The sequence below is a fragment of the Pseudomonas abieticivorans genome, from assembly GCF_023509015.1.
Classification (GTDB): Bacteria; Pseudomonadota; Gammaproteobacteria; order Pseudomonadales; family Pseudomonadaceae; genus Aquipseudomonas; species Aquipseudomonas abieticivorans.
Window position 1 is genome coordinate 2,680,888 of sequence record NZ_CP094975.1, and the last position, 25,245, is coordinate 2,706,132.

Here is a 25,245-nt window from a genome sequence, read left to right on the forward strand (position 1 = left end):
CGGTCAGCTCTCCTGCGCAGTGCGCAAATCAACATCGAGCCGGGCGCTGGCTTCGATTTCCACCCGCAGTTCCGGGAACACCAGGGCGCTCACTTCAACCAGGGTGGAGGTAGGGTAGGCGGCAAAGCCGTGGAAAAAATCGCGGCGGGCACGGCCCACTTCATCCTTGTCGGCGATGGCTGTGAGGTAAATCGTCAGCCGGTAGATATTGCCCACATGCCCGCCAGCCGCTTCCACCAGCGAGCGCGCTTTGTTCAGCACTACCAGCGTTTGCGCATAGGCGTCCAGCGGCGCGCCGGCCAGGGCTGCGGTGCGGGTGGCGGGATGCCCGGTCATGCCGGACATCACCACCTCGTTGCCGATCAGCAGGGCGTTGGACCAGGTGGCGGTGGCCAGTTCGGTCAACTGCGACGCCTTGATGCGCTGAACGGCGGTACTCATGACAGCTGCTTCGCGTCGATCAGTTCCAGCTGGGCCTTTGCCTTGCCTTTCAGGTAACGGCGCAGGCGCACCACGCCCAGGTCGTGGGCGTAGAGGTTTTCGCGCTGGTTGGCGTCGGCTTCCATGAACTCCAGCAGCACACGGTCCTGTTCCAGCACGGCCCAGTGGCGGGCTTCCAGGCGGTTCTTGTAGAGGAAGCGCCAGGTGTCACGCTGCCAGCCGGTCAGTGGGCGGCAACGCCAGTGGAACACTGCAGCCAAGTTGCGGCTGCTGGGGGTGTAGCTGCCGATGATGGTGAAGTTGCCGCCCGGGCCACCGGTTTTCGGGTAAGGGATTTCCAGACGCAACCAGTGGCAGCCATTGTCGACGAACTCGGTCCAGTCAAAGTTCACGCCACGCTGGCCTTCTTTCTCGAAGAAGAAACCCTGCTCGGTGTCACGGGTGACGAACTTGGCGGTGGCTTCACCTTCACTCATCGAGTGCGACATCTTGTGCAGGTAGGTGCCGTGCATCGGGTCCATGACGTTGTCGAGCACGTAGCGGTAGTCGCCTTTCCACTCGGTATAGCAAACGAAGCTGCTCCACTCGGGCGAGGTCAACTGTTCGGGCAATTCAAGCTGCGGCGGCGTTTCCAGGTGCGGGTCGGTGGCGTTGAACAGAAAAATCGCACCGGCGGCTTCACGGGTGTGGAACATGCGGGTAGGGCGGGCACCCTCAAGTTTGCAGCCTGGGCTGCCGGGCACCTTGGTGACGGTGCCGTCGCAGCGCACTTCCACGCCGTGGTAAGGGCATTGCAGGCGATCGCCCAATACCGGTCCTTGGGACAGCGGGGCACCGCGGTGCGGGCAATGGTCTTCCAGGGCATGGACGCTGCCGTCGTTGTCGCGCCACAGGGCGATCTTGTAGCCCATGCGGCGCACGGAGACAGGTTTTTCGCCCAACTGGTCGGAGGGTAAAACAGGGAACCACAAGTCTTTCAGGCCGTTGGCCAGGAGGTTCTCAACAGGATCAGCGGTCACGTGCATATTCATGTCTTATCTACCTTTGGGCGTCTTACGCGCCCAGCCGGGCCATCAGGGTCTTGTAGGCGTCTTCGGTCCACTCGCCGGTGGTCAGCGGGCAGGGCGGGCCGGCGTGGTTCAGGTGCGCCAGCAGCGCGGGCAGGTCGGCAATGCCACTGCCGTAGGCGCGCTCGATGGAGTCGCCCAGCAGTTCTTCAAACTGGGTGTTCGGGCGCTGGCGGGCCTGATGGGGCTCCAGGTAACGTTCGGTGGTGCTCATGTCATTGACCTCCATTGCGTACCCGTTCGCGGATCATTTCGCGCACGGGGATAAAGTCGTAGGTGGCGTAGCATTCGGTGCGGAACACACCCCAGGCCGAGCGCTCCAGCTCGACGTTGACCTTGCCCAGCAAGTGCGGCGGCAAGCGCAGGGTGACGATCTGGCCCAGGCCCATGGCGACGGTCCAGGACACCACTTCCACGCCCTGCGGCGGGAAGCTGTCCCACCAGCCCATTTGCTTCATGTGGGCCTGGATCTGTTCCAGGTTCTTGCTCTGGTCGTGCTTGAGCACGACCGTCAGCAGCAGGGTTTCGCTCATGGCTTGGGTTTATCCGTAAGGAATTTGCCTTGCGGCGCTTCGACGTTTTGCTGGCGACGGGTGTTGCCATCGATGCCGCCGGCAATTGCCCACTCGGCGAAAATAGTCGGGCCTGGCTCGAACTCGCGAGGCTCCCACTCGCCGGTCAGTTGGTCTTCGTCGGCGTAGTATTCGATCAAGGCGCCGGCCGGGTTTTTGAAGTACCAGAAGAACGCCGACGACACCGGGTGGCGCCCCGGGCCGATCTCTGTGGCCCAACCGCTGCGCGAGATGTGCATGCCACCGCCAAACACTTCATGCACGTCGCGCACGGTGAAGGCCACGTGATTAAGGCCGGCACGCGGGGCAGGCAGCTGCAGCATGAACAGGTCGTGGTGGCCACCTTCCTCGGCGGTGCGTAAAAAGGCGCCGCGGTTGGGGTAGCGGTCCGAGGCCTGGAAGCCGAAGCGCTCGTTGTAGAAGGCTTCGCAGGCGTTGACGTCCTTGACGAAAAACACCACGTGGCCGACTTCGATGGGTGTGGCGCGCTCGTAGATGGGCGCAGGCTTGTTGATGCGGCCCTTGGTTTGCCAGGTGTTGTGGCCGCTGCATTCGATGTCCAGCTCGCGTTTGCGGGTTACCTGCAAACGGATCGCCAGGCCATTGGGGTCGGTGCAGCCGATGCGCCCATTGCCTTCGACAAAGCCTGGGTCGTTGGCGATGCGCTCGCTGTACAGCGCCAAGTCCGCTTCGCTTTCCACGCCCCACACCACTTCGCGCACGGTGGAGCCGGCTTCGATGGCGTCTGGCAAGCCTGGCTTGTCGATGGCGGCCAATACCACGCGGCAACCGTTGAGGGTTTCGAAGATCACCTCGTCGGGTTGTTCGCTGACCTTATTCAGGCCCCAGTCGCTGAAGAAGCGTGCACAGGTGTCGAGGTCCTCGACGCCGTAGGTGACTTCATCAATACCTAAAACGCTCATGACGCTACCTCTCGGTGCCCGCTGGCCCAGGCCAGTGGCTGTTCGTTCATGCCCCAGTAGAGGCTCTTCTGTTCCATGTATTGCAGGATCCCCAAGCGGCCTTTTTCACGGCCCAGGCCGCTGTCGCGCCAGCCGCCAAAGGGTGTGGAAATCGAGAACTGCTTGTAGGTGTTGATCCACACCGTGCCCGCCTGGATCTTGCGGCCCAAGGCCCAGGCGCGTTTGTAGTCGCGGCTCCAGATACCGGCGGCCAAGGCGTACAAGCTGTCATTGGCCTGCTCGATCAGGTCGGCTTCGTCATCGAACGGCATGGCCACCAACACCGGGCCGAAGATCTCTTCCTGGCAGGTTTGCTGGCTGTTGCTCAGGCCCTCAAGGATGGTCGGCGGGTAGAAAAAGCCTTGGTCGTAGATCCCCCCGGTGGGGCGCTGGCCACCCAGGCGCAAGGTGCCGCCTTCGGCTTGGCCCAGGGCCACGTAGCGTTCCACGGATTCGCGGTGGGCGGCGCTGATCAGCGGGCCCATCTGGGTGTGCTCATCGGCTGGGTCGCCAACACGGATCTTGGCGGCCGCAACCGTCAGGCGCTCCATAAAGGTTTCGTATAGCGGGCGCGCCACGAACAGCCGCGAGCCGGCGATGCAGGCCTCGCCCGATGAGCTGAAAATGCCGTACAACACGCCAGCCACTGCGTGGTCGAGGTCGGCGTCATCGAGCACGATGGTCGGCGACTTGCCGCCCAGTTCCAACGACACCGGCATCATCTTGTCGGCGGCGATGTGGGCGATGTGCTTGCCGGTCTTGGTGCCACCGGTAAACGACACACGCTTGATCAGCGGGTGCTGGGTCAGGGCATCACCCAGCAGCGAGCCCTTGCCCGGAAGTACGCTGATCAAGCCTTTGGGCAGGCCCGCGTCTTCGCAGATTTGCGCCAATTGCAGGGCCATCAGTGGGGTGATTTCCGCCGGTTTAATCACTACCGCGTTGCCGGCTGCCAGGGCAGGGGCGACCTTTTGCGCTTCGCTGGCAATCGGTGAGTTCCACGGCGTGATGGCCGCGACCACACCCATCGGTTCGTACACGCTCATGGTGACGAAATCACCGCGCGACGGCGTGATGGTTTCTTCCAGGGTTTCACAGGCAGCGGCAAAAAACTGAAAGGTACCGGCTGCGCTGGCGACCAAGGCGCGGGTTTCGCCGATGGGCTTGCCGTTGTCCTGGCGCTGCAGTTGGGCGAGTTCTTCGCTGCGTTCACGGATCAAGGTGGCGATACGGTACAACACGCTTGCGCGTTCGTGGGGCTTGCGCTGGGCCCAGCCACTGTTGAGAAAAGCTTGATGCGCACCTTGCACGGCGTCTTCCACATCGTCCAGGTTGGCGGCGTTGAGCCAAGCCACGGGTTCACCGGTGGCAGGGTAGCGTGTGGCGTAGCGGTCGCCACGGCCCAGGCGCCAGGTGCCGGCGATGCAGATGGGCAGAGTCTGTTCGAGAGTCATCGGCTTCCCCTTAGATGGAAATCGCATGGGCGTGGTTACCCAGGGCACGGACCACGCTGTAGACGGTCAGGGCCGAGGTCTTGGGGTTGGCTTGCAACGGTTTGCCGCGCAGGCTCAGCTCGAAACCGCCAAAGGCGCCGCGGGCTTCGAACTGGTGCACGTTTTCGTCGCTCAACGGGTCGGCGATCAGCGTGACTTGGGTGCGATCCAAGCCGATGCCCGCCAAGGACAAGGTGGCCGCCACGTTGGCGTTTTTCGGGTACAGCTGCGCAGCTTCGCGGGCGCTGCCCTGGAAAATCACCGTGGCTTCGGTGATGGTGTCCAGGTCGCAGGCCAGCTCACCCGGCGTGTTTTTCCAGGCGCGGGCCGGTTTGCGGCCGGTGTAGCTGACCGAGTCCAATCCGCCAACCTTGGCCGCCGACAGCGCATCGATGCCACCGATGGCGCCGGGTAGCAGCTCGATGCGGGTGTTGCCGCGATCTGCCGCAGCCTCCAGCCGCTCAACCAGGCCAACTTCTGACAGTGCACCCACCGACACGATCAGGCAGGCAATACCGCGTTCCAATGCGGGCAACACGTGCTCTTCAATGGCCTTGTGGCCGGCGCACTCAACCAGCAGGTCGGGGCGTGCATTGGCCGGCAAGGCAGTGAGTACCTGCGGCGGGTTCTTGAAGCTGGCCAGGCGCTGGCGCACCAGGTCCTCGGACCCGGCCGAGGCGATGACGTGGTCAACGCACAGGGTAGGGTCCTTCTCCAGCAGTTCCAGCACGCCGACGCCAATGGCGCCGCAGCCGATCATGGTGATATGCAACATGGCGCGGTCCTCAGGCAGTGGCCTTCTGAGCCTTGGTTTCGCTGTTGGGCGGGCCGGCGAACTGGGTGGCGAAACCGCCAACCGCAAGCATGTCCACTTCCAGCAGGAACGGGCCCGGTTGGGCGAGGGCGCCTTCGATAACGCCGCTAAAGTCCTTAAGGTCGCTGACCACTGCGTGGCGCAGGCCCATGGACTCGGCCAACTGGGTGTAGTTCGGGGTATGCAACTCCACGTAGGCGTGGCGGGCGCCATAGATCGCGTCCTGGATGTTGCGGATAACGCCATAACGCTGGTCGTTCATTAGCAGGATCACCACATTGGCCTTCTCCTGCACCAGGGTCGCCATTTCACCCAGGTTGAGGATGAAGCCGCCGTCGCCTGCCAATGCGAACACTTTGCGCTGGGGTGCGGTTTCTGCCGCTGCCACTGCGGCGCCAATGCCCATGGCCAGCGCTTGGCCGATACCGCCGCCCAAGGCGTGAACACCGGCTTGCGGGTGGTACAGGTTAATCAAGCGGTTGCCCCAGATGCTGTTGGACAGCGTGACGTCGCGCACCCAGGAAAAGTTGCGGCCGGTCACGGCTTGCAGTTGTTCCACCAAGGCAGAGTAGGGCCCCAAGTCGGCCGTCAGTTGCTCACGGGACTTGGCACGCACCGCATTTAGTTCCACGTGGAACATTGGGTCTATATTCAGGCGACCTGCCAATCGATCGGCCAAGCCGTCCAGTGCCAGGGCGGTATCGCCACAAACGAACAAGTCGCTGGAGTAGCTGCGGCCTTCGATTGCGGGGTTGGCGTCGATGCGCAGGGTGGTTTGCGGCAGTTTCAGCGCGTACTTGAAGGTCTCGTTGGAGCGCAGGCGCGAGCCGGCCACCAGCAGCACGTCGCACGACTGCATGAACTGTTCCACGGCGCGGTTCTGCGAGAAGGCGCCCAGGCAGCGCAGGTCATCTTCGTTGACCACGCCGCGGCCTTGGGTAGAGGTGATCACACCGACGCCCATGTCCAGCAAGCGCTTAACTTGCTTGCCGGCGTGACGAGCACCGCCGCCCAACCAGAGCATCGGGCGCTTGGCACCGGCCATGCGCTCGGCTAAAGCGTCCAGCGCCTCAGTTGCGGGTACGGCCACCGGGATCGGCAGCGGCGCGAGGTCGGTCGGCATGGTGATGAAGGTGGATTGGATGTCGATCGGGATTTCGACGCTCACGGGGCCAGTCGGTGCCGTGAGGGCCGTTTGCACCGCCAGCTTCATGGTGCTCAGCGCGGTTTCCACGCTACGCACGCGGAAGGCCGCTTTGGACACGGCTTTAAGCATGGTCAGCTGATCACGGGCTTCGTGGATGTAAGCGAACTCCTGATCCAGATACTGGGTTTCGATCTGGCCGGTGATGTGCAGCAGCGGGGTGCCTGCGGTCTGTGCTTCGACCATGGCACCTGCGGCGTTGCCTGCCGCCGTGCCGGTAGAGGTCAGGCACACGCCCAGGCCGCCAGTGGTGCGAGCATAGGCATCGGCCATGTTGGTGGCGCCGGCTTCGCCGCGAGCCATCACGAAGCGGATGTTGCCACGTACGGCGAAGGCGTCGAGGATTGGCATGTTGTGGATCGAGATCACCCCGAACGCCGCCTTGACGTCGCATTGTTCGAGGAACGCGGTAATAGCAGCACCTACGGTGACTTGGTTGTCGTTACGCATGGCGGGACAGGCCTCCGGAAACATCGATATGGCTGCCTGTGGTGTAAGCCGACAAGGGCGAAGCCAGGAACAGGATCGCGCGGGCTGCCTCTACGGGCAGGCCCAGGCGGCCCAGGGGAATGTGTTTGCGTTGCGCCAGTTGGGCGGTCCATTGCGACCAGTCGAGTTCGCGCTCTTCACGGGCTTCGAAGCGCCGGCGCCACTGGCCGGATTCCACCAGGCCAATGAGGATGCCGTTGACTCGGATGCCATTTCCGGCGAACTCGGTAGCCATGGAACGCACCAGGTTTTTAAGCCCGGCGCGGGCGGCCGAGGTGGCGACCATGTGCGGCTCGGGTTGGCTGGCCAGCAGCGAGTTGACGCAGACAATGGCCGCGCTCGCTTGGCTCTCAAGCTGGCCCATGAAGGCGCGGACCGGGTTGATCACCGAGAAGAACTTCAGGTTCAGCTCTTCGGTCCAGGCTGCATCGGTGGTGTCGGCAAAGGTTGATACGCGCCCTTGGCCGGCGTTGTTGATCAGCATTTGTGCCGGGCCGAACGCGGCCAGGCTGGCGGTGGCGAAAGCCTGTACTGATGCTGCGTCGAGCACATCGCAGCGCTGGGCCAACAGGTGGGCGTTGGGAAAGCGCTCGCGCAGTTGCGCTTCGGCGCTGCGCAGGCGGTCTTCGTTACGGCCACAGAAGGCGACTTTGGCGCCGGCTTCCAGTAACAGTTCCACGCAGGCCAAGCCGATACCGGAGGAGCCCCCGGTCACAATCGCGGTGCGGCCGTCGATTTGATAAAGGCTCATCTCAATCCCTCATCAGCGCAGTGACGCGGTTGTGGTGTTGGTGGGGCGTGTAGTTGAGCAGGCGCGAGAGTTCATCGGCGCTGCGGCGAACCTGGGCCAGGGTTTCTTCAAAGTTGACGTGGCCGATCTGCGAGGTCGGAATGGTTACGCCCAAGGCCGCGACCACGCCACCGGTGTGGTCACGTACCGGTGCCGCAACTGTGGAAATGGCCGATTCAAAAAAGCCTTCGCCGCTGACAAAACCGCGCTGACGGTCTTTCTGTACCAGGTCGAACAGGTCGAGCACGGTGCTTGGGGTGCAGTCGGAGTGGCGTTCCAGATGCTCTTCCGGGTACAGCTCGCGCAGGTCGGCCAGGGACAGATCTTCCAGCAGGATGCGGCCCAGCACGGTGGCGTGGGCGGGCAGGCGGGTGCCCACGTTGACGGCGCTGGAGAACACCGACGGTGGCGAAACCTTGGCCACGTAAACGATCGAGCGGCCGTCGCGCACCACTAGGTTGCTGGGGTAGTTGAGCTTGTCGCACAGGCGCGCCAGCAACGGTTGGCCCAGCTCGGTGAGTTCCAGCGAAGCGAGGTATTCGAAGCCCAGACGCAACACCGACATGCCCAGGCGGTATTCGTTGCCGGTACGGGTGACGAAGCCCATGGTCTCCAGCGTGGTCAGCAGGCGGAAGATGGTCGAGCGCGGCAGCTCCAGGCGACGGGCCAGTTCGGGCGCTGTGAGGGTGCGGTTTTGCCGGCTGAATTCACACAGCAGCAACAGGCCGCGTTCCAGGCCGGGCACGATGTACTTGTCCTGGGCGTCTTTGGTCAGATCCGAGTCATTCATTGAGCGCTACCTGTCATGGATTGCTGGACGGCAAAGGCCAGGCGGCCTGCCACCACGTAGGGTTGTTCGATGGGGCTGGCGTGCCCGGCATCGGGAATCAGGGTGAAGCTCACGCCCAAGGCTTTGGCCAGGCTGTGGCACGTCTCGGGGGTGGTGATGGAATCGGCTTCGCCGCAGTGCACTTCGCACGGCACGCTGAGTGGGGTGTGGCGCAACAGGTCATCACCGCACAGCAACTCGATGGCTTGGCGATAGCCCTGGTGGTTTAGCCGCGCCATGTTCCAACGCACCCAGGCCAGGGCCTTGGCGCTGGCGCGAGTGGACAGCATGTGGCTGCTGCGTTGCTCGGCCATGGCCGGGATACCAAGGGTTTCCAAGCTGTGCAGGCGTTTGGCACGAACCTGCAGGCGCTGGGTTTCGCGCGCTGGGTCGCCGTAGCCTCGGGCTGGGCTGAGCAACACCAGGCGGTTGACGCGTTGCGGGTACAGTTGGCTGAACGCAGCGGCGGTGATGGCCCCCAGTGAATGGCCTACCAGCACGCAGCGTTCAATATTCAGGGCGTCGAGGGTTTGCAGCAGTCGCGCGGCGTAGTCCTCGGCAGTGGGTGCAGCGGGCGCCAATGGCGTGGAGTCGCCATAGCCGGGGGCGTCCCAGGCAATCACCCGGGCGCCCTGGCTAAGCTGCAATGCCACTTCCAACCACGACGCCGCGCCCGAGCCGATGCCGTGCAGCAAGACGATCACGGGGCCGTCGCCGGCTTCACGTACGGCTTGTTGGCAGCCATCAAGCTTGAGTGTGCGCTGGGCAAAGCGGCTGTCCAGCAGGCCTTGCAGTGCAACGGTCGGGTTTTCAGTGGCGTTGAGCATGGTCTTATCCGCGCTTGATCGAGGCCAGGGGGTGTTCTGGCGGATAGGTCGGGGTAACGGGCTTTTTCGCGCCAAGCATCACGCACATCAGTGCGTCCTCATCGCCGATGTTGATCTCTTCGCGGTACACGCCTGGCGGCACCGAAATCACATCACGGTCGGTGAGGATGGTTTCGTAGCGCTCGCCGTTCTGCTCGATCACTACTTTGAGCTTGCCGCGCAGCACGAAAAACACTTCTTCCACGTCGGTGTGCAGGTGCGGTGGGCCTTCGTGGCCGGCCGGGATCACCATGGTGGAGAAGGTAAAGTTCTCTGACGGGATGGTGTTCATGTCGGTGCTGACGCCCGTACCGCCGGTGCCGATGTAGCGCATTTGCGCGCGGCGGAACTTGGGGTCGTAGTCGGCCTGGAACTTCAGCGCGTTCCAGTCGTACTTGCGCGTCTGGTAACGGGCGACGCGGCTCTGCATCCAGCTTTCCAGGCTGGCGCCTTCTGGGCGTTCCCAGCTTTTCGGGGCATCTTGTTGCACGGATAGATCAGTCATGGCTGTCTCCTTATCAAGGCATGACAAACCCGCCGTTGACCGGCAGGGTTTGTCCAGTAATGAAGCGGGCAAGGTCGGAAAGGGCGAAGATCACCGCGCCGCTGACGTCGTCGGGCAATTGCGCGCGTTGCAGGGCGCGTTGTTCGGTGTACAGGCGGTGGCGTGCTTCGGGCACGTAGGCAGTGGCCTCCACCAACACCAGGCCGGGGGCGATGGCGTTGACGGTGATGTTGTCCTTGCCCAGCTCGCGGGCCAGGCTGCGGGTCATGGCAATGACCGCGCCCTTGCTGGCGACATAGGCCAGCAGGTTGGTTGCGCCCCACAAGGGGGTGTCCGACGCCAGGTTGACCACTGCGCCGCGGCCGCTTTCACGCAGTGCCGGTAGGCAGGCGACGGTCATCAGCCAGGTGCCGCGCACGTTCACCTGCATCACCTGGTCGAAGGTGTCGATGCTCAGCTCTTCGCACGTTTTGCCGCCGGAGTTAGTGATCGAGGCGTTGTTCACCAGGCCATCCAGGCCGCCCAGGCGCTGCACGGTTTCGGCCGCGCAGGCAGTAATGGAGGCCGGGTTGGCGAGGTCGACGGTTACGCCACTCACGTCCAGGTCCTGGGCTTGCAGTTCGGCTGCCGCTTGTTGCACGCGCTCGGAAAGGATGTCGGCGATCACCACGCGAGCACCGGCCGTGGCCAGCGCCTGGGCAAAGGCGAAGCCCAGGCCGCGGGCGCCACCGGTGACCAGCACGCGGCGGCCTTCGAGTAGTCGATGGGTTGTCATTATTGGGTACTCAGCATGGCTTTGGGCATGTAGTGCAGGACGCGCTTCTCGGCCCAGACCACTGCGCCGTAGGCCAGTACGCCAATCACGGTGAGCATCACGATGGCGACGAACACGCCACTGGTGTTGCCTTGGCCTTCAGCGTCCACCAGCAGGAAGCCCAGGCCCTGATTGCCGCCAACCAACTCGCCGACGGTCACGCCGATTACCGCCAGGGTGGAGGCAATGCGCAGGCCGGAGAACAGTGCGGCCATGGCCGAGGGGAACTCCACCAGGCGGAAGATCTGCCAGCGGCTGGCGTTCATGGTGCGCACCAGGTTGATCATGTCCGGGTCCACGGTACGGATCGCCGACAGCACGTTGATCATTACCGGGAAGAACACGATCAATACGGCGATCAGGATCTTCGGGTAAATGGTGTAACCCAGCCACATTACGAACAGCGGCGCGAAGGCCACCTTAGGGGCGATTTGCAGGGCCAGGATGTAGGGCGAAAGCATCGCTTCGGCGGCAGGCGACAAGCCCAGCGACACGCCGATCATCACGCCTAGCAGGGCGCCAAGGCCGAAGCCAACGATGATTTCAAACGCGGTGATCAGGGTGTGTTGCAGCAGGCTGCTGGACTGCCACATCACCACGCTTTCTTGCGCCACGCGGCTGAGCTTGGGCATCACGAACTCCGGCATGCCCAGCAGGCCAGGGCCCCATTGCCAGGCGGCGAGGAACAGGATCATCAGGGCCGTGCTGCCGAGCACGGAATTGTTCAGGCTTTTCATCGGTTGCGTACCTTCTATGTCCCGCGGCTACTTGGCGGCCGTCGTGGTTTCGATGAATTGGTTGGTGTACAGGTCGTCCAGCTTGGGCTCCTTGCTGACGATGCCTTCGCTGACGTAGAACTGGCGGACCTTGTCCAGGCGCGCCGGGTCGATCTGGCCGAGCACGGTCTGGTTGGCGTAGACGTGGTCGATGTAGAGTTTGAAGGTGCGCTCAAGCGCCGCTTCCTTGCCGGCGTAGGCCGGTACTGCTTTGGCGAAGGTGGCCGCGGCAGCGTGTGGGTCCTGGATGATGTCGCGCATGCCTTGCAGGGTCGCTTGCACCACGCCGCGCACTACGTCCGGGTGGTTTTTGATGGCGTCGTCGGAAGCCAGGATCGCCTGGGCCATGCTTTCAAAAATTTGCTCCTGAGGGATCAGGCTGACCTTGAGGCCGGCATCCTGGGCATCGATGATCCAGTCCGGCACGCCGGCCATGGCTTCGGCTTTTTTCGCCGAGAACAACTGCCACACGCCGGCAGGCCCGGCAGCCTGGATGTTCACGTCGGTCTTGCTCAGGCCGGCTTTGCGCAGCGAGGCCAGCAGGGCGTAGTAGGTGGTATCTGAGTAGGACATCACCGTCAGCGTCTTGCCTTTGAGGTCGGTGATGGCGTTGATGTGCTCGTCGGCATTGGTGGCAATCATGGTCACGCCACCGGCGCCCAACACGGCCACCGCGCGCACCGGGATGCCGTTGGGGCGTACCACGATCGGGGTATCGCCAATGGCGCCGCCCACCATGGCGTTACCGGCGCCAATCTGCTTGGCCACGTCGACCCCGCCCCTGGCGGCAATAAACTCTACGTTCAGGTCCTTGCTGGTGTAGTAGCCCTTTTCCTTGGCGATGATCCACGGCGCGAACGCCGGCGAGTTCGGCGGCGCCGGCAACAGGTAGGTGACGTCGGTCTGGGCCTGGGCCTGCAGCGCTACGCTGAAGGCCAGCGCGGCAAGTGAAGTGGTGAGCAAGGACTTGAACATACTGACTCCTGAATTCGTTGATGGCCGTGTGGCGTGGATCAATGCAGGTCGCTGTCTTCGCCGACTTTTAAAAGCTCCATCAGGCGCCCGGCCAGCGGGCCGATTTCCGGCAGCTTGCGGCGCTCCAGCGGGTTCTCACGGAAGGGCAGGTCGACAACGATTTCTTCGACGATGGTGCCGGGGCGGGCACTCATCACCAGCAGGCGGTCGGACATGGCGATGGCTTCCACCAGGTCATGGGTAATGAACAGCGCAGTTTTCTTTTCCTGGTGGAGCATCTGCGCCATGTCCTGCTGCAGGATCATCTTGGTTTGCGCATCGAGGGCCGAGAACGGCTCGTCGAGGAACAGCACCTGCGGATCAATGGCCAAAGTCCGCGCCAGGGCTGCCCGCTGGCGCATGCCACCCGACAACTGGAAGGGGTAGTGGTCGGCGAAGCCTTGCAGGTGGCAGCGGTTGAGCAGATCTTCAGCGATGACCTTGCGCTGATCCCTGGGCATGCCTTGGATCTCCAGCCCCAGCTCCACGTTGCGGCGGATGGTGCGCCAAGGCATCAGCAGGTCCTTTTGCAGCATGAAAGCCACCTTGCGCACGGGGCCTGTTACCGGCTCACCGCCCACAAAGACTTCGCCTTCACTCGGGCGATAGAGCCCCGAGCCCATGTTCAGGATGGTGCTTTTGCCGCAGCCCGATGGGCCGATGATGGACACCACTTCGCCACGGCGAATCTTGAAATTCACACCACGGATGGCGAAAGGAGCTTCTTTCTGCCCTTTGGCCGGGAAGCATTTGCCGACGTTACGGAACTCGATCTCGGTCGGTTCCAGGTGTTCCTTTGGAGTGGGGTCATTCCATTGCGGGGTGATGGCGAACAACTCTTTCACAGCCATTGGGTAAGTTCTCTGGTCTGTTTTATAGGTGATACGGTGTTTAGTGCATGAACAATGCCAGCTCGTTTAATAGCCAGATTAATTAAAAAACCTGTCTTTAATCATATGGTTATAAGAAAACGGTTGTTTAATGAGCGTTTCATATATGAAACAAGGTTTTCTATATGGCACGAAACTGCACAGTCCTCGGGCGTGGAATGTGTAGTTGCGAGAAAAGAGTGCTTTTTGAAGTAACGGCGGGGATGGCGGCTAAGTGCCAGTTTGTTTCATGGGTGAAAAATGAAAGGTTTTGCCCTTTTTCATCTACCCAGATCCTGGCCAATAACAGGCATAAAAAAAGGGCCCGCGGCTATTAACCGGGGCCCTCAAAAGGTGAGAGGTGTCTAGTCCCTCGACCTGGTGAGCGTGGTACCGCTTAGGCCTTCAAAGGCACCAAGCGTGGAGCAATCATGTTTTCCGGGCGCAGGATGTCGGCGAGCATGGCGTCGTCGAGCAAGCCTTCTTCACGGACCAGTTCCAGAACGCCGCGGCCGGTTTCCAGCGCGATGCGGGCCACGCGGGTGGCGTTCTCGTAACCGATATACGGGTTCAGTGCGGTGACCAGGCCGATGGAGTGTTCCACCAGCTCGCGGCAGCGTGCTTCGTTGGCGGTGATGCCGACGATGCAGTGCTCGCGCAGCATGTCCATGGCGCGTTGCAACAGGCGGATCGAGTCGAAGATCTTGTAGGCGATCAGCGGCTCCATCACGTTCAACTGCAATTGGCCGCCTTCGGCCGCGATGGTTAGCGCCAGGTCGTTGCCCATGATTTCGAAGGCGCACATGTTCACGGCTTCCGGGATCACCGGGTTGACCTTGCCTGGCATGATCGAGCTGCCTGGCTGGCGAGCCGGCAGGTTGATCTCGTTGATGCCGGTGCGTGGGCCGCTGGACAGCAAGCGCAGGTCGTTGCAGATCTTCGACAGCTTGACCGCGGTGCGCTTGAGCATGCCGGAGAACAGCACGAAGGCGCCCATGTCGGAGGTGGCTTCGATCAGGTCGGCGGCGGGTACCAGCGGCTGGCCGCTGATGGTGGCCAGGCGCGACACGGCCAGGGCTTGGTAGCCCGGGTCGGCGTTGATGCCAGTACCGATGGCGGTACCGCCCAGGTTCACTTCGGTCAGCAGTTCCGGTGCCAGGCTGCGCAGACGGTTGAGGTCTTCGGTCAGCGTGGTGGCGAAAGCGCGGAACTCCTGGCCCAGGGTCATCGGCACGGCGTCTTGCAGTTGGGTACGGCCCATCTTCAATACGTGTGCGAATTCTTCACCTTTGCCGGCGAATGCCTGAATCAGGCTGTCGAGGCTGGCCAGCAGCGCATCGTGGCCCAACAACAGGCCCAGGCGGATGGCAGTGGGGTAGGCGTCGTTGGTCGACTGCGCCATGTTCACGTCGTTGTTGGGGTGCAGGTACTGGTACTCACCCTTCTGGTGGCCCATGGCCTCCAACGCGATGTTGGCAATGACTTCGTTGGCATTCATGTTGGTTGAAGTGCCAGCGCCGCCTTGAATCATGTCCACTACGAACTGCTCGTGGAAGTCACCGCGGATCAGCCGTGCACAGGCTTCGCTGATGGCGGCGTGCTTGGCTGCGCTGAGGTGGCCCAGCTCGCGGTTGGCATCGGCGGCGGCCTGTTTGACCATCGCCAGGCCCACGACCAGCTTGGGGTAGTGCGAGATCGGTACGCCCGAGAGACGGAAGTTGTGAACCGCTCGCAGGGTCTGGATGCCGTAGTACGCTTCAGCGGGGACTTCGAGAACGCCAAGCAGGTCTTTTTCGATGCGCAGTGATGCAGCAGAGGACATGATAGAGATTATCTCAATGTGGACCCGGCATTTGCCGGAACACTGCCAATGCTAGGCCTGTGGCCGATTGGCGGCCAATGCTGTTGCACACTACCGTATGCATAAACGGCATAATAGCTGCTGTGACGCGATCAGCTGATCGAACGTATGGCGCCCCGGAGGTCGCAATGAATCTTGAGAGCAAATGGCTGGAGGACTTCAGTGCCCTGGCCGCAACCCGCAGCTTTTCGCAGGCCGCCGAGCGGCGCTTCGTGACGCAGCCCGCCTTCAGCCGGCGGATCCGCAGTCTGGAAACCGCCCTTGGCCTACAACTGGTGAACCGCTCGCGCACGCCGATCGAACTGACGGCGGCGGGGCAACTGTTCCTGGTCACGGCGCGCACGGTAGTCGAGCAACTGGGCGAAGTACTGCGCCACCTGCATCACCTTGAAGGCGGGCAGGGCGAGGTCATGCAAGTCGCCGCAGCGCACTCCTTGGCACTGGGCTTCTTCCCTCGCTGGATCGCCCAGTTGCGCAATGAAGGCCTGAACATCGCCACGCGGTTGGTGGCGACCAACGTCGGCGATGCCGTGCATGCGCTGCGTGAAGGCGGCTGTGACTTGATGCTGGCCTTCTACGACCCGGATGCCGCGTTGCAAATGGACGCAGAAATCTTCCCTTCGCTGCACCTGGGCCATACCGAGATGCTCCCCGTATGCGCCGCCGATGCCGACGGCAAGCCGCTGTTCGACCTGGAAGGCGATGCCAGCGTGCCGCTGCTGGCCTACAGCGCCGGCGCGTTCCTGGGCCGCTCGGTTAATCTGTTGCTGCGCCAGCGCAACCTGCGTTTTACCACCGTGTATGAAACGGCCATGGCCGATAGCCTGAAAAGCATGGCCCTGGAAGGCCTGGGCATTGCCTGGGTGCCTCAGTTGAGTGCCCGTGCGGAGCTGGAGCGGGGTGAACTGGTGGTGTGCGGGGGCCCGCAATGGCACGTGCCGCTGGAAATTCGCTTGTATCGCTGTGCGTTGGTGCGCAAGGCCAACGTGCGGTTGTTGTGGCGCAAGCTTGAGGGTGGGGCTGCGCAAACGCCGGTCCAGGTAGCGTGAAACTCTCGCAAGCGTCGCCCGCAAACAGGCCGCTGTGTGCGGGCGACGCTTGCGAACTACAGCCACGCCGCACATTGCAATAACGTAGGATTTATCAGGGGTCACAGCTTACCGATCGGCCGTAACTGCGCCCATTTTTGCCCGTTTCTGAGTGTTATAAAACACCCATAAAGAAAGCAGCGCCAGCCCGTACCAACCATACGAGTAGGTCCCAAGAGCATCCTTGGCCAAACCGATGGTTGGCGGCACCAGTACCACGCCAATCTGGTTGGCGGTCATTGCCATTCCGAGTGCAAAACCTTTCCGGTCTGCTGGTGCCGAATCGGCTATATAGGCAACCCAAGGGCCATACCACCCATACGTAAAAAAACCAGTAAATGCCATGTATAACGCTAAAATCAACGAATTTGAAGTATGCAATATCGGCAGTAAAAGTAATGCAATCGCAGCACCACATAAACAGGTGAGTACGGGAAAAAAACGACCGTGTCGACACTGGTCGCTCCACGCAGCCAAGACAATTCTGCCGATCACACCAAAGCCCAGTACAATGAAAAACATTGTCGTTGCCAAGGAGCTAGTTAATTCCAGGGAGGTGTATAGATAGAGGACTAAAAATACCGATATGCCGTACTGCGACGCCGTTAAGCATACACCCGACATCATTATATTTATCATTGAAGGTTCTTTCGCCATTGAAAGCCTCGCAACGACAGCTGCTTTCAAATTAACCGACTTTTTGGCCTGCGCCGACTTGAGCGGCGGCGGCCGATACAGAAGCATAAAAAACAGCCCCCCGGCGATCGCGATTAATCCACTGTAGAAAAATGCTGACTGCAAAGAAAAGCGCTGCGCAATGTAGGGTAAGAGCAACGTGGCTACGGCGCCACCAAGGGGCAAGCCGGCTTGGCGAATGCCCATGGCAAAGCCTAAATGCTTGTTTGCGAACCAACCCGAGACAGACTTGCTACCACCTGGCTGAGCAGTGCTATAGCCTAACCCTAATATCACAAATAACATCAGCAATATACTGTAGTCACTGGCAATTGAAGCGCCACACAAACTGGCGCCAACAATTAACGTACCGATGCCTACGACAAATCTCTCGCTGTAACGATCAAGCAATTCACCCGCCACAAGTAATCCCGCTAACGGAACGAGCTGAGCGGCGGATACCAATAAGCCGATTTGCCAATCACTCAATAACATCGCCTGCTTGATGTTCAAGGCAATTGAACCAAAACCTTGCACAAAGAAACAGGCGCACGCTTGCGCCAGCGTTGCCACTGCAAGGACAACCCATTTGTATTGAGTGTCGCCAGCAAGTGCTTTAATTGTCATTTTGACGTACTCAGTTTCGGGTAGTAAAACGCGTCATACGGATGGTCGTACAAGCCATGTTTAAAGGCTCCAAAAATCGACCGCTCAAGGGACAGCGACGAATGGAGGGTAGGATGTCCCGCGCAAGGGGTACAAGTACCAAGGCAAGCCAGTAGGGTTTTTCAGAAAATTCCTACAAGTGGCCGCGGTGAACTGGCCGTGGCCTGGCAGGTTTGGCATGGTATTGCCTCTCAGTCCGCTGTATTGCTGCGCGCAAGTCGAAAGCGCCGCACAGCCCCCGGTAGGAGCGGATTTATCCGCGAAAAGCGCGCCTGCGAATTCCTGACGCCGCGCGGTGCAATTTTCGCGGATCAATCCGCTCCTACAGGCTGACTTTCGGGTCAGTTAAATCGCTGTTTCGGGGGCTGATGGAAGGTGCATTCAACCCCCATCTTTGCGGTATACTGCGCGGCCTTTGGCCGGCTCGACCGGCTATAATTCGCATAACAAGCCACGCCGGTCTTCCCGCGTGGCTTGTTGTTTTTTGACGCGCCTGCGGGCGCCCAAGAGAAGAGGCTCGACGATGAGTGCATTGGTTGGCGTGATCATGGGCTCCAAGTCCGATTGGTCCACCCTTAGCCACACCGCCGATATGCTGGAAAAGCTCGGTATCCCTTACGAAGTCAAGGTGGTCTCTGCCCACCGGACGCCGGACCTGCTTTTCCAGTATGCCGAGGAAGCTGAAGGCCGCGGCATCGAGGTGATCATTGCCGGTGCCGGTGGCGCTGCCCACCTGCCAGGCATGTGCGCCGCCAAGACCCACCTGCCGGTGCTGGGCGTTCCGGTGCAGTCGTCGATGCTTTCGGGCGTCGACTCGCTGCTGTCGATCGTGCAGATGCCTGCGGGCATCCCGGTGGCTACCCTGGCCATCGGCAAGGCCGGCGCGATTAACGCCGCGCTGCTTTCGGCGAGCATCCTGGGCGCCAAGCACCCGCAGTTCCACGCCGTGCTCAAGCAATTTCGCGCAGAGCAGACAGACAGCGTGCTGGACAATCCAGACCCGCGTCAGGCCTGAGGTTTCGACATGAAGATCGGTGTAATCGGTGGCGGCCAACTGGGCCGCATGTTGGCCCTGGCGGGCACCCCGCTGGGCATGAACTTCGCGTTCCTGGACCCGGCGCCTGACGCTTGCGCCGCCGCCTTGGGCGAGCACCTGCGCGCCGACTACGGCGACCAGGACCACCTGCGCCAGCTGGCCGACGAAGTCGACCTGGTGACGTTCGAGTTTGAAAGCGTGCCGGCCGAGACCGTGGCCTTTTTGTCGCAGTTCGTGCCGGTGTACCCGAGCGCCGAAGCCTTGCGCATCGCGCGTGACCGCTGGTTCGAAAAGAGCATGTTCAAGGACTTGGGCGTGCCGACGCCGACCTTCGCCGACATCCAGTCGCAGGCTGACCTGGACGCCGCGGTGGCCAGCATCGGCCTGCCGGCGGTGCTGAAAACCCGCACCCTGGGTTACGACGGCAAGGGCCAAAAGGTCTTGCGCACTGCCGCAGACGTTGAGGGCACCTTCGCAGAGCTTGGCAGCGTGCCTTGCCTGCTGGAAGGCTTCGTGCCGTTCACTGGTGAAGTCTCGCTGATTGCCGTGCGCGCCCGTGATGGCGAAACGCGCTTCTACCCACTGGTGCACAACACTCACGAAAGCGGCATCTTGCGCCTCTCGGTTGCCAGCACCGACCACCCGCTGCAAGGCCTGGCCGAAGACTACGCCTTGCGCGTGCTCAAGCAGCTGGACTACGTGGGCGTGCTGGCGTTCGAGTTCTTTGAAGTGGACGGCGGCCTGAAGGCCAACGAAATCGCCCCGCGTGTGCACAACTCCGGGCACTGGACCATTGAAGGCTCCGAGTGCAGCCAGTTCGAGAACCACCTGCGCGCCGTTGCCGGCCTGCCGCTGGGCTCCACTGCCAAGGTTGGCGAGAGCGCTATGCTCAACTTTATTGGCGAAGTGCCGGCAGTCGATAAAGTGATCAGCATCGACGATTGCCACCTGCATCACTACGGCAAAGCCTTCAAGGTCGGCCGCAAGGTCGGTCATGCAACTGTCCGCAGCGCCGACCTGCAAATCTTGCAGGCACAGATCAAGAAAGTGGAAACACTGATCAACGCCTGAGGGAACGATTATTTCCTGTAACCCTCAGATGGCAGGATGCCAAAGCGCTGACTAGGCTTTGGCAATTCATCCAGATAGAGGAAATCACATGGGAATTATCGGCACCATTTTCATCGGCTTGATCGTGGGCCTGCTGGCTCGATTCCTGAAGCCTGGCGATGACAGCATGGGTTGGATCATGACCATCCTGCTGGGTATCGGCGGCTCGCTGGCGGCTACCTACGGCGGCCAAGCCCTGGGTATCTACCAGGCCGGGCAGGGCGCTGGCTTCCTGGGTGCGCTGATCGGCGCAATTGTGCTGCTGGTGATCTACGGCATGATCAAAAAAGACTGACTTTTGGTCTGGGCCCTCTCTGCTGCGCCGCAGAGAGGGCTAGAATGCTCGACTCTTTCCAAGTCATATTTTGTCGAGTCCTCCATGCGCCGCCTTTTATTCATTGCTCTTGCCCTGTGCAGCAGCCTGGCCCATGCCCAGCTGCCAGAAACCGATTGGCTGACGCTGATGCCCAAGTCAGATCAGAAAGCCCTCGAAGCCATGCCGGAAATCACTCACAACACCCCCGAAGGCGACGGCAACTTCACCCATAAAGGTGGGCTGAAGCAAAGCAAGGGCTTGGCGCCGGTGATGTATTCGACCAAGACCGTGCCAGAAATGGACGGCAAGGAAATCCGCATTGGCGGCTACCCAGTGCCGTTGGAAACCGACGCCAAGGGCCGCGCTACCTCGTTCTTCCTAGTGCCTTACCCAGGCGCCTGCATCCACGTGCCGCCACCGCCACCCAACCAGATGATCCTGATCCGCTACCCCAAGGGGCTGAAGCTGGACGACATCTACACGCCGCTGTGGGCAATCGGTAAGTTGAAGGTCGAGAAAGTCAGCAATGACATGGCCGATGCGGCCTATGCGATGGATGCGGAGAAGGTGCGAGTGGTCGTCGAATCAGATTTGTAATCGCCGGGCAAGCCTTGGCGCCTGGTTCGCGGATGAATCCGCTCCTACTGTAGGAGCGGATTCATCCGCGAACCAGGCGCCGCGATCAAAGCGGATAGCTGGTCAACGTAAACCCAAGCGTATGCGACCCACCGGGCAGCAACGTGACGATGTCATCCATCACGTTGGCCGTCTCGATGCACAGCATGCGCTGCCAGCCGTCGTCGGCCATGTCGCTCAATTGCGCGGCGCGATCGATCCACGGGTTCCAGATAACCGCAGAATTCGAGCCTTCGCTGGTGATCTCGATGCGTCGCTTCCAAGTCGGGTCGATGATGCTCAGTTGCTTCGGCGCCTTTTGGTAGATGCGGTCGGTTTCGCCGCTGAAGCGCAGGTCGCCAGTTTGCGTGCGGGTTTGCCAGCCTTCCAGGGTCTCGATGTAGTTCAGCCCATCCACGCCCTGCACGCTCACGTCACGCACGTCGCTCACGGCAAAATAGCTGTGTAGCGCCTGGCTTAGGCTCACGTCGCTGTCGCCCAGGTTGGTGGTGCTCAGCTTGACCACTAGCTTGTCACCCAACTCGATGCTTAGTTTGAGCTCTACCGAGTGCGGCCAGCCCGGCAGTTTGCCCTTGGTTTCGGGCAAGGTCAGGTCCACGCGCAGGTTGCCATCGGAGCTGTCGATGCCCAGCAATTGCCATTCCTGCGCCCGCACCAGGCCATGGGCCGGCGCTTCGTCATTGGCGGTACGCATGGCCTGCACGGCCTGCGGGTTGCGGGCAAAGTTGCCAAACCACGGCCAGCACACTGGCACGCCGGTACGGATCGGCGTGCCCTGCTTGAACACGGCCTGCTCGTTGAGCCAGATCAGCGGTTGGTCGCCGTCGCGCTGGTAACTGAGGATCTGGGCACCTTGCTGGGCAATCAACAGTTCCGCACCGCCATGGCTGATACGCCAGCAGTTCAGTTCATCGAGTTTGACCGATTCGACCTGGGGGTTAGACATGCGCGCTTCTCGCTTCCTGACGACAATATATAAGACATGAGACCGGCAAACCGCCGCCGGGTTTCCGCGTGCGATTTGCCGAAGGCCAGGTCAGCGGCGCGCCGGCACCGAGCGGGTGCGGCCGCTGCCATCGATGGCGACGAACACGAACACGGCTTCGGTCACTTTGCGCCACTCGCTGGACAGCGGGTCGTCGCTCCATACTTCCACCATCATCTGGATCGAACTGCGGCCGATTTCCAGGGTTTGGGTGTAGAACGACAATTGTGCACCGACTGCAACTGGAACCAGGAAGGCCATGCGGTCGATCGCGACGGTGGCAACACGCCCACCCGCCACCTTGCTCGCCATGGCTGTGCCCGCCAGATCCATCTGCGCAACCAGCCAACCGCCGAATATATCGCCGAAGCCATTGGTTTCGCGGGGTAAAGCCGTAATCTGCAAGGCCAGGTCGCCTTGTGGAATCGGGTCTTCTTGTTCGAGTTCAATCATGCCTGGGGTGCCTCTGACCCATGACTCTTCATTGGTTGGCGCGGTTCATTGACGTCCCGTGGGAGACGCTCCAAGGGTAACTCTGCGAAATCGGCTATCTAACTAGCGACGTCTTCGCACAATACCCTACGCCCTTTCTCTACTATCTCTGTTACCGCCCAGTATATAGAGCCCGTCTAACAAGAACGACCGTTCGGTGCCCATATTGACCGCCGATTAAGTCTATCCATGTGCATTTTCAAGCAATTTGCTATGGTGCCGCACCTGCCAAGCCGCACGCAGCCCGGGTGAGGGCTGCCGAAACGCCTATAAAGAGAAAGACGCCCATGACTTCCATGCCCTCAAGCATTGCGCAGCCGCCGCGCCCCTTGACCCGCAACGACTACAAGACCTTGTCGCTTTCCGCGCTAGGTGGCGCACTGGAGTTTTACGACTTCATTATCTTCGTGTTCTTTGCCGCCGTGGTCGGCAAGCTGTTTTTCCCGGCCGACATGCCCGAGTGGCTACGATTGATGCAAACCTTCGGCATTTTTGCCGCCGGTTACCTGGCCCGGCCGTTGGGCGGCATCGTGATGGCCCACTTCGGCGACCTGCTGGGGCGCAAGAAGATGTTCACCTTGAGCATTTTCATGATGGCGGTGCCAACCCTGATCATGGGCTTGCTGCCAACCTATGCGCAGATCGGCCTATGGGCGCCGATCCTGTTATTGCTGATGCGTGTGATCCAGGGCGCTGCCATTGGTGGTGAGGTACCCGGCGCCTGGGTGTTTGTGTCCGAGCATGTGCCGGCGCGCCATGTTGGCTATGCCTGCGGCACGCTGACATCGGGTTTGACGGCGGGGATCCTGCTCGGTTCCCTGGTGGCGACACTGATTAACAGCCTTTACAGCGCCACCGAGGTGGCCGATTACGCCTGGCGTATTCCTTTCTTGCTGGGCGGTGTATTCGGGCTGATGTCGGTGTACCTGCGCCGCTGGTTGCACGAGACCCCGGTGTTCGCCGAGTTGCAGCAACGCAAGGCTTTGGCCGAAGAGATCCCGTTGCGCGCCGTACTGCGCGATCACCGCGGGGCAATCCTGATCTCGATGCTGCTGACCTGGTTGCTGTCGGCCGGCATCATCGTGGTCATCCTGATGACCCCGACCGTGCTGCAAACCGTTTACGGGTTCACCCCGCGCGAAGCGTTGCAGGCCAACAGCCTGGCCATCGTATTTTTGAGCATCGGTTGCGTGGCCGCAGGTGCCCTGGCCGATCGGCTGGGGGCTGGGCGGGTATTCGTGATAGGCAGCCTGTTGCTGATGGCCAGCTCCTGGGTGTTCTACCACAGCCTGCATGAGCATCCCAATTGGCTGTACCCGCTGTACGCCTTGACCGGTTTGTTTGTGGGTACCATCGGCGCGGTGCCTTACGTAATGGTCAAGGCCTTCCCGGCTGTCGTGCGGTTCACCGGGCTTTCGTTCTCGTACAACCTGGCCTACGCCATTTTCGGCGGCCTGACCCCGATGGCCGTGACCCTGCTGCTCAAGTCCGACCCCATGGGCCCGGCTTATTACGTGGCCGGTATCTGCCTGATCGGCCTGTTCGTGGGCCTGTACCTGATGGCGAAGAAACGCTGACCCCTCCACGCGGGCGCCATGCCCGCGTTTGCTGGCCATTCCTGAAATATCTGGTAATGGCCAGTCATCCTTTTGTCACATTCCTTTCATAGAGTGTTCACGCGGCCGAAACATACTCAGGCCCGTTCCATCCAACACACCCTTTGCCAGGAGCAAGGTATGACAATCAAACGTTTGATGGCGGCCCTGACCTTTGTCGCCGCCGGCGTAGCCACTGCCAACGCGGTAGCGGCAGTTGACCCCAGCATTCCCGCCTACGTGAAAACCACCGGCGTCTCGGGCAACCTCTCCAGTGTCGGCTCCGACACCCTGGCAAACCTGATGACCTTGTGGGCCGAGGCCTACAAAAAAGAATACCCGAACGTAAACATCCAGATTCAGGCCGCCGGTTCTTCCACCGCGCCGCCAGCGTTGACTGAAGGCACTTCCAACCTGGGCCCGATGAGCCGCAAGATGAAGGATGTGGAACTGCAGGCGTTCGAACAGAAGTACGGCTACAAGCCCACCGCCATTCCGGTGGCCGTCGATGCACTGGCCGTGTTCGTGCACAAGGACAACCCCATCCAGCACCTGACCATGGAGCAAGTGGACGCGGTGTTCTCCTCCACCCGCCTGTGCGGTGCCAAGGCTGAAGTCAAGACCTGGGGCGACCTGGGCGTGACCGGCGACCTGGCCAACAAGCCGGTGCAGCTGTTTGGCCGCAACTCGGTATCGGGCACCTACGGCTACTTCAAGGAAGAGGCCCTGTGCAAAGGCGACTTCAGGCCTAACGTCAACGAGCAGCCAGGTTCGGCCTCGGTGGTGCAGTCCATCAGCAGCTCGTTGAACGGCATCGGCTACTCGGGCATCGGCTACAAGACCGCCAGCGTGAAAACCGTGGCACTGTCGAAAAAAGGTAGCACCGAGTTCATCGAGGACACCGAGGAAAACGCCCTGAACGGCAAGTACCCGCTGTCGCGCTTCCTCTATGTGTACGTGAACAAGGCGCCGAACAAGCCGCTGGCACCGCTGGAAGCGGAGTTCGTGAAGCTGGTGTTGTCGCAAGCTGGTCAACAAGTTGTAGTAAAAGATGGTTACATTCCATTGCCTGCCAAAGTGGCAGCCAAGGCCCTGGCTGATCTGGGCCTGGCCGAAGGTAATGCAGGCGTTGTGAAGAACTGAGATTGACCCAGGATCGGGCCCTGAAAGGGGTCTGATTCACCCCGCGTGAGCGTTTGCTGCCAGGAATACTTGGGCGGCAGACATTGTTGCGTCAGCTCACTGTCATGTTTCTGTAATACGAGGCCGCTAGGGTGTGC

27 protein-coding genes are annotated in these 25,245 nt (G+C 61.3%); 7 read left to right on the top strand and 20 right to left on the bottom strand.

Annotation, left to right across the window (positions count from 1 at the left end):
* Nucleotides 1–3: 3 nt before the first annotated feature.
* The 17 genes from L9B60_RS12040 to L9B60_RS12120 all read right to left on the bottom strand — a co-directional run bounded on the left by L9B60_RS12040 (nucleotide 4) and on the right by L9B60_RS12120 (nucleotide 15,327).
* Nucleotides 4–441 (bottom strand): Rid family hydrolase, encoded by a 438-nt coding sequence (locus L9B60_RS12040; RefSeq protein WP_249678904.1) that lies wholly within the window; start codon nucleotides 439–441, stop codon nucleotides 4–6.
* On the bottom strand, nucleotides 438–1,472 hold the full coding sequence (locus L9B60_RS12045) for a Rieske 2Fe-2S domain-containing protein (protein WP_249678906.1): 1,035 nt from the start codon (nucleotides 1,470–1,472) through the stop codon (nucleotides 438–440). Before L9B60_RS12045 ends, L9B60_RS12040 begins: the two co-directional genes overlap by 4 nt.
* Nucleotides 1,473–1,494: 22 nt before the next feature.
* Nucleotides 1,495–1,722, bottom strand: coding sequence for a recombinase-like helix-turn-helix domain-containing protein (locus L9B60_RS12050; RefSeq protein WP_249678907.1), 228 nt, complete (start codon nucleotides 1,720–1,722; stop codon nucleotides 1,495–1,497).
* A 1-nt stretch (nucleotide 1,723) separates the two neighbouring features.
* A complete protein-coding gene (locus L9B60_RS12055; protein ID WP_249678909.1) occupies nucleotides 1,724–2,041 on the bottom strand; it encodes a hypothetical protein in 318 nt (105 codons plus the stop codon).
* The gene (locus L9B60_RS12060) at nucleotides 2,038–3,003 is read right to left on the bottom strand and encodes a VOC family protein (protein WP_249678910.1); all 966 of its coding nucleotides are present in this window, start codon (nucleotides 3,001–3,003) and stop codon (nucleotides 2,038–2,040) included. Before L9B60_RS12060 ends, L9B60_RS12055 begins: the two co-directional genes overlap by 4 nt.
* A complete protein-coding gene (locus L9B60_RS12065; protein WP_249678911.1) occupies nucleotides 3,000–4,496 on the bottom strand; it encodes an aldehyde dehydrogenase in 1,497 nt (498 codons plus the stop codon). The genes L9B60_RS12060 and L9B60_RS12065 overlap by 4 nt, the downstream gene beginning before the upstream one ends.
* A 10-nt stretch (nucleotides 4,497–4,506) precedes the next feature.
* Nucleotides 4,507–5,310 (bottom strand): aspartate dehydrogenase, encoded by an 804-nt coding sequence (locus L9B60_RS12070; RefSeq protein WP_249678912.1) that lies wholly within the window; start codon nucleotides 5,308–5,310, stop codon nucleotides 4,507–4,509.
* A gap of 10 nt (nucleotides 5,311–5,320) precedes the next feature.
* Nucleotides 5,321–7,003: a thiamine pyrophosphate-binding protein gene (locus tag L9B60_RS12075; RefSeq protein WP_249678914.1), complete on the bottom strand. Its 1,683-nt coding sequence runs from the start codon at nucleotides 7,001–7,003 to the stop codon at nucleotides 5,321–5,323.
* Entirely contained in the window at nucleotides 6,996–7,793 is a 798-nt protein-coding gene (locus L9B60_RS12080; protein ID WP_249678915.1) for an SDR family oxidoreductase, read from the bottom strand. Before L9B60_RS12080 ends, L9B60_RS12075 begins: the two co-directional genes overlap by 8 nt.
* A gap of 1 nt (nucleotide 7,794) precedes the next feature.
* Nucleotides 7,795–8,622, bottom strand: coding sequence for an IclR family transcriptional regulator (locus L9B60_RS12085; protein WP_249678918.1), 828 nt, complete (start codon nucleotides 8,620–8,622; stop codon nucleotides 7,795–7,797).
* Entirely contained in the window at nucleotides 8,619–9,488 is an 870-nt protein-coding gene (locus L9B60_RS12090) for an alpha/beta fold hydrolase (protein ID WP_249678920.1), read from the bottom strand. The genes L9B60_RS12085 and L9B60_RS12090 overlap by 4 nt, the downstream gene beginning before the upstream one ends.
* Nucleotides 9,489–9,492: 4 nt before the next feature.
* Nucleotides 9,493–10,032, bottom strand: a complete 540-nt coding sequence (locus L9B60_RS12095; RefSeq protein WP_249678922.1) for a cupin domain-containing protein — start codon at nucleotides 10,030–10,032, stop codon at nucleotides 9,493–9,495.
* A gap of 13 nt (nucleotides 10,033–10,045) precedes the next feature.
* Complete coding sequence (locus L9B60_RS12100; protein ID WP_249678924.1) at nucleotides 10,046–10,807, bottom strand: SDR family oxidoreductase; 762 nt, start codon at nucleotides 10,805–10,807, stop codon at nucleotides 10,046–10,048.
* Nucleotides 10,807–11,583 (bottom strand): ABC transporter permease, encoded by a 777-nt coding sequence (locus tag L9B60_RS12105; protein ID WP_249678926.1) that lies wholly within the window; start codon nucleotides 11,581–11,583, stop codon nucleotides 10,807–10,809. Before L9B60_RS12105 ends, L9B60_RS12100 begins: the two co-directional genes overlap by 1 nt.
* A 27-nt stretch (nucleotides 11,584–11,610) precedes the next feature.
* Complete coding sequence (locus L9B60_RS12110) at nucleotides 11,611–12,597, bottom strand: ABC transporter substrate-binding protein (protein WP_249678928.1); 987 nt, start codon at nucleotides 12,595–12,597, stop codon at nucleotides 11,611–11,613.
* 38 nt (nucleotides 12,598–12,635) lie between these two features.
* Nucleotides 12,636–13,487, bottom strand: a complete 852-nt coding sequence (locus tag L9B60_RS12115; protein WP_249678929.1) for an ABC transporter ATP-binding protein — start codon at nucleotides 13,485–13,487, stop codon at nucleotides 12,636–12,638.
* 415 nt (nucleotides 13,488–13,902) lie between these two features.
* Nucleotides 13,903–15,327, bottom strand: a complete 1,425-nt coding sequence (locus L9B60_RS12120; RefSeq protein WP_249678931.1) for an aspartate ammonia-lyase — start codon at nucleotides 15,325–15,327, stop codon at nucleotides 13,903–13,905.
* Between the two features lie 167 nt (nucleotides 15,328–15,494).
* On the opposite strand from L9B60_RS12120, the gene L9B60_RS12125 reads away from it, so the two are divergent.
* Nucleotides 15,495–16,415, top strand: coding sequence for a LysR substrate-binding domain-containing protein (locus L9B60_RS12125; protein WP_249678933.1), 921 nt, complete (start codon nucleotides 15,495–15,497; stop codon nucleotides 16,413–16,415).
* Nucleotides 16,416–16,523: 108 nt separating this feature from the next.
* Here the strand turns inward: L9B60_RS12125 and L9B60_RS12130 are convergent, their stop codons facing one another.
* Nucleotides 16,524–17,756, bottom strand: coding sequence for an MFS transporter (locus tag L9B60_RS12130; protein ID WP_249678935.1), 1,233 nt, complete (start codon nucleotides 17,754–17,756; stop codon nucleotides 16,524–16,526).
* Nucleotides 17,757–18,318: 562 nt separating this feature from the next.
* Between L9B60_RS12130 and purE the strand changes: the two genes are divergently transcribed.
* The 4 genes from purE (at nucleotide 18,319) to L9B60_RS12150 (ending at nucleotide 20,854) form a co-directional block, all read left to right on the top strand.
* Nucleotides 18,319–18,810 carry a 5-(carboxyamino)imidazole ribonucleotide mutase gene (gene purE / locus L9B60_RS12135; protein WP_065758113.1) on the top strand — a complete coding sequence of 164 codons (492 nt, stop codon included), beginning with the start codon at nucleotides 18,319–18,321 and terminating at the stop codon, nucleotides 18,808–18,810.
* A 9-nt stretch (nucleotides 18,811–18,819) separates the two neighbouring features.
* Complete coding sequence (locus L9B60_RS12140; RefSeq protein ID WP_249678937.1) at nucleotides 18,820–19,902, top strand: 5-(carboxyamino)imidazole ribonucleotide synthase; 1,083 nt, start codon at nucleotides 18,820–18,822, stop codon at nucleotides 19,900–19,902.
* An 88-nt stretch (nucleotides 19,903–19,990) separates the two neighbouring features.
* Entirely contained in the window at nucleotides 19,991–20,236 is a 246-nt protein-coding gene (locus L9B60_RS12145; protein WP_249678938.1) for a GlsB/YeaQ/YmgE family stress response membrane protein, read from the top strand.
* 84 nt (nucleotides 20,237–20,320) lie between these two features.
* Nucleotides 20,321–20,854, top strand: coding sequence for a DUF3299 domain-containing protein (locus L9B60_RS12150; protein ID WP_249678940.1), 534 nt, complete (start codon nucleotides 20,321–20,323; stop codon nucleotides 20,852–20,854).
* 85 nt (nucleotides 20,855–20,939) lie between these two features.
* Here the strand turns inward: L9B60_RS12150 and L9B60_RS12155 are convergent, their stop codons facing one another.
* Together L9B60_RS12155 and L9B60_RS12160 are read right to left on the bottom strand one after the other, a co-directional pair.
* Nucleotides 20,940–21,839, bottom strand: a complete 900-nt coding sequence (locus L9B60_RS12155) for a D-hexose-6-phosphate mutarotase (protein ID WP_249678942.1) — start codon at nucleotides 21,837–21,839, stop codon at nucleotides 20,940–20,942.
* 90 nt (nucleotides 21,840–21,929) lie between these two features.
* The gene (locus L9B60_RS12160) at nucleotides 21,930–22,331 is read right to left on the bottom strand and encodes an acyl-CoA thioesterase (RefSeq protein ID WP_093466337.1); all 402 of its coding nucleotides are present in this window, start codon (nucleotides 22,329–22,331) and stop codon (nucleotides 21,930–21,932) included.
* 326 nt (nucleotides 22,332–22,657) lie between these two features.
* On the opposite strand from L9B60_RS12160, the gene L9B60_RS12165 reads away from it, so the two are divergent.
* Entirely contained in the window at nucleotides 22,658–23,947 is a 1,290-nt protein-coding gene (locus L9B60_RS12165; RefSeq protein WP_249678943.1) for an MFS transporter, read from the top strand.
* Between the two features lie 159 nt (nucleotides 23,948–24,106).
* The gene (locus L9B60_RS12170) at nucleotides 24,107–25,108 is read left to right on the top strand and encodes a phosphate ABC transporter substrate-binding protein PstS (RefSeq protein WP_249678944.1); all 1,002 of its coding nucleotides are present in this window, start codon (nucleotides 24,107–24,109) and stop codon (nucleotides 25,106–25,108) included.
* The last annotated feature ends 137 nt before the right edge of the window (nucleotides 25,109–25,245 follow it).

Excerpts from the sequence above, each read along its gene's own strand:
- L9B60_RS12040 (WP_249678904.1), bottom strand. The coding sequence starts at position 441 with ATGAGTACCGCCGTTCAGCGCATCAAGGCGTCGCAGTTGACCGAACTG.
- L9B60_RS12045 (WP_249678906.1), bottom strand. The coding sequence starts at position 1,472 with ATGAATATGCACGTGACCGCTGATCCTGTTGAGAACCTCCTGGCCAAC.
- L9B60_RS12050 (WP_249678907.1), bottom strand. The coding sequence starts at position 1,722 with ATGAGCACCACCGAACGTTACCTGGAGCCCCATCAGGCCCGCCAGCGC.
- L9B60_RS12055 (WP_249678909.1), bottom strand. The coding sequence starts at position 2,041 with ATGAGCGAAACCCTGCTGCTGACGGTCGTGCTCAAGCACGACCAGAGC.
- L9B60_RS12060 (WP_249678910.1), bottom strand. The coding sequence starts at position 3,003 with ATGAGCGTTTTAGGTATTGATGAAGTCACCTACGGCGTCGAGGACCTC.
- L9B60_RS12065 (WP_249678911.1), bottom strand. The coding sequence starts at position 4,496 with ATGACTCTCGAACAGACTCTGCCCATCTGCATCGCCGGCACCTGGCGC.
- L9B60_RS12070 (WP_249678912.1), bottom strand. The coding sequence starts at position 5,310 with ATGTTGCATATCACCATGATCGGCTGCGGCGCCATTGGCGTCGGCGTG.
- L9B60_RS12075 (WP_249678914.1), bottom strand. The coding sequence starts at position 7,003 with ATGCGTAACGACAACCAAGTCACCGTAGGTGCTGCTATTACCGCGTTC.
- L9B60_RS12080 (WP_249678915.1), bottom strand. The coding sequence starts at position 7,793 with ATGAGCCTTTATCAAATCGACGGCCGCACCGCGATTGTGACCGGGGGC.
- L9B60_RS12085 (WP_249678918.1), bottom strand. The coding sequence starts at position 8,622 with ATGAATGACTCGGATCTGACCAAAGACGCCCAGGACAAGTACATCGTG.
- L9B60_RS12090 (WP_249678920.1), bottom strand. The coding sequence starts at position 9,488 with ATGCTCAACGCCACTGAAAACCCGACCGTTGCACTGCAAGGCCTGCTG.
- L9B60_RS12095 (WP_249678922.1), bottom strand. The coding sequence starts at position 10,032 with ATGACTGATCTATCCGTGCAACAAGATGCCCCGAAAAGCTGGGAACGC.
- L9B60_RS12100 (WP_249678924.1), bottom strand. The coding sequence starts at position 10,807 with ATGACAACCCATCGACTACTCGAAGGCCGCCGCGTGCTGGTCACCGGT.
- L9B60_RS12105 (WP_249678926.1), bottom strand. The coding sequence starts at position 11,583 with ATGAAAAGCCTGAACAATTCCGTGCTCGGCAGCACGGCCCTGATGATC.
- L9B60_RS12110 (WP_249678928.1), bottom strand. The coding sequence starts at position 12,597 with ATGTTCAAGTCCTTGCTCACCACTTCACTTGCCGCGCTGGCCTTCAGC.
- L9B60_RS12115 (WP_249678929.1), bottom strand. The coding sequence starts at position 13,487 with ATGGCTGTGAAAGAGTTGTTCGCCATCACCCCGCAATGGAATGACCCC.
- L9B60_RS12120 (WP_249678931.1), bottom strand. The coding sequence starts at position 15,327 with ATGTCCTCTGCTGCATCACTGCGCATCGAAAAAGACCTGCTTGGCGTT.
- L9B60_RS12125 (WP_249678933.1), top strand. The coding sequence starts at position 15,495 with ATGAATCTTGAGAGCAAATGGCTGGAGGACTTCAGTGCCCTGGCCGCA.
- L9B60_RS12130 (WP_249678935.1), bottom strand. The coding sequence starts at position 17,756 with ATGACAATTAAAGCACTTGCTGGCGACACTCAATACAAATGGGTTGTC.
- purE (WP_065758113.1), top strand. The coding sequence starts at position 18,319 with ATGAGTGCATTGGTTGGCGTGATCATGGGCTCCAAGTCCGATTGGTCC.
- L9B60_RS12140 (WP_249678937.1), top strand. The coding sequence starts at position 18,820 with ATGAAGATCGGTGTAATCGGTGGCGGCCAACTGGGCCGCATGTTGGCC.
- L9B60_RS12145 (WP_249678938.1), top strand. The coding sequence starts at position 19,991 with ATGGGAATTATCGGCACCATTTTCATCGGCTTGATCGTGGGCCTGCTG.
- L9B60_RS12150 (WP_249678940.1), top strand. The coding sequence starts at position 20,321 with ATGCGCCGCCTTTTATTCATTGCTCTTGCCCTGTGCAGCAGCCTGGCC.
- L9B60_RS12155 (WP_249678942.1), bottom strand. The coding sequence starts at position 21,839 with ATGTCTAACCCCCAGGTCGAATCGGTCAAACTCGATGAACTGAACTGC.
- L9B60_RS12160 (WP_093466337.1), bottom strand. The coding sequence starts at position 22,331 with ATGATTGAACTCGAACAAGAAGACCCGATTCCACAAGGCGACCTGGCC.
- L9B60_RS12165 (WP_249678943.1), top strand. The coding sequence starts at position 22,658 with ATGACTTCCATGCCCTCAAGCATTGCGCAGCCGCCGCGCCCCTTGACC.
- L9B60_RS12170 (WP_249678944.1), top strand. The coding sequence starts at position 24,107 with ATGACAATCAAACGTTTGATGGCGGCCCTGACCTTTGTCGCCGCCGGC.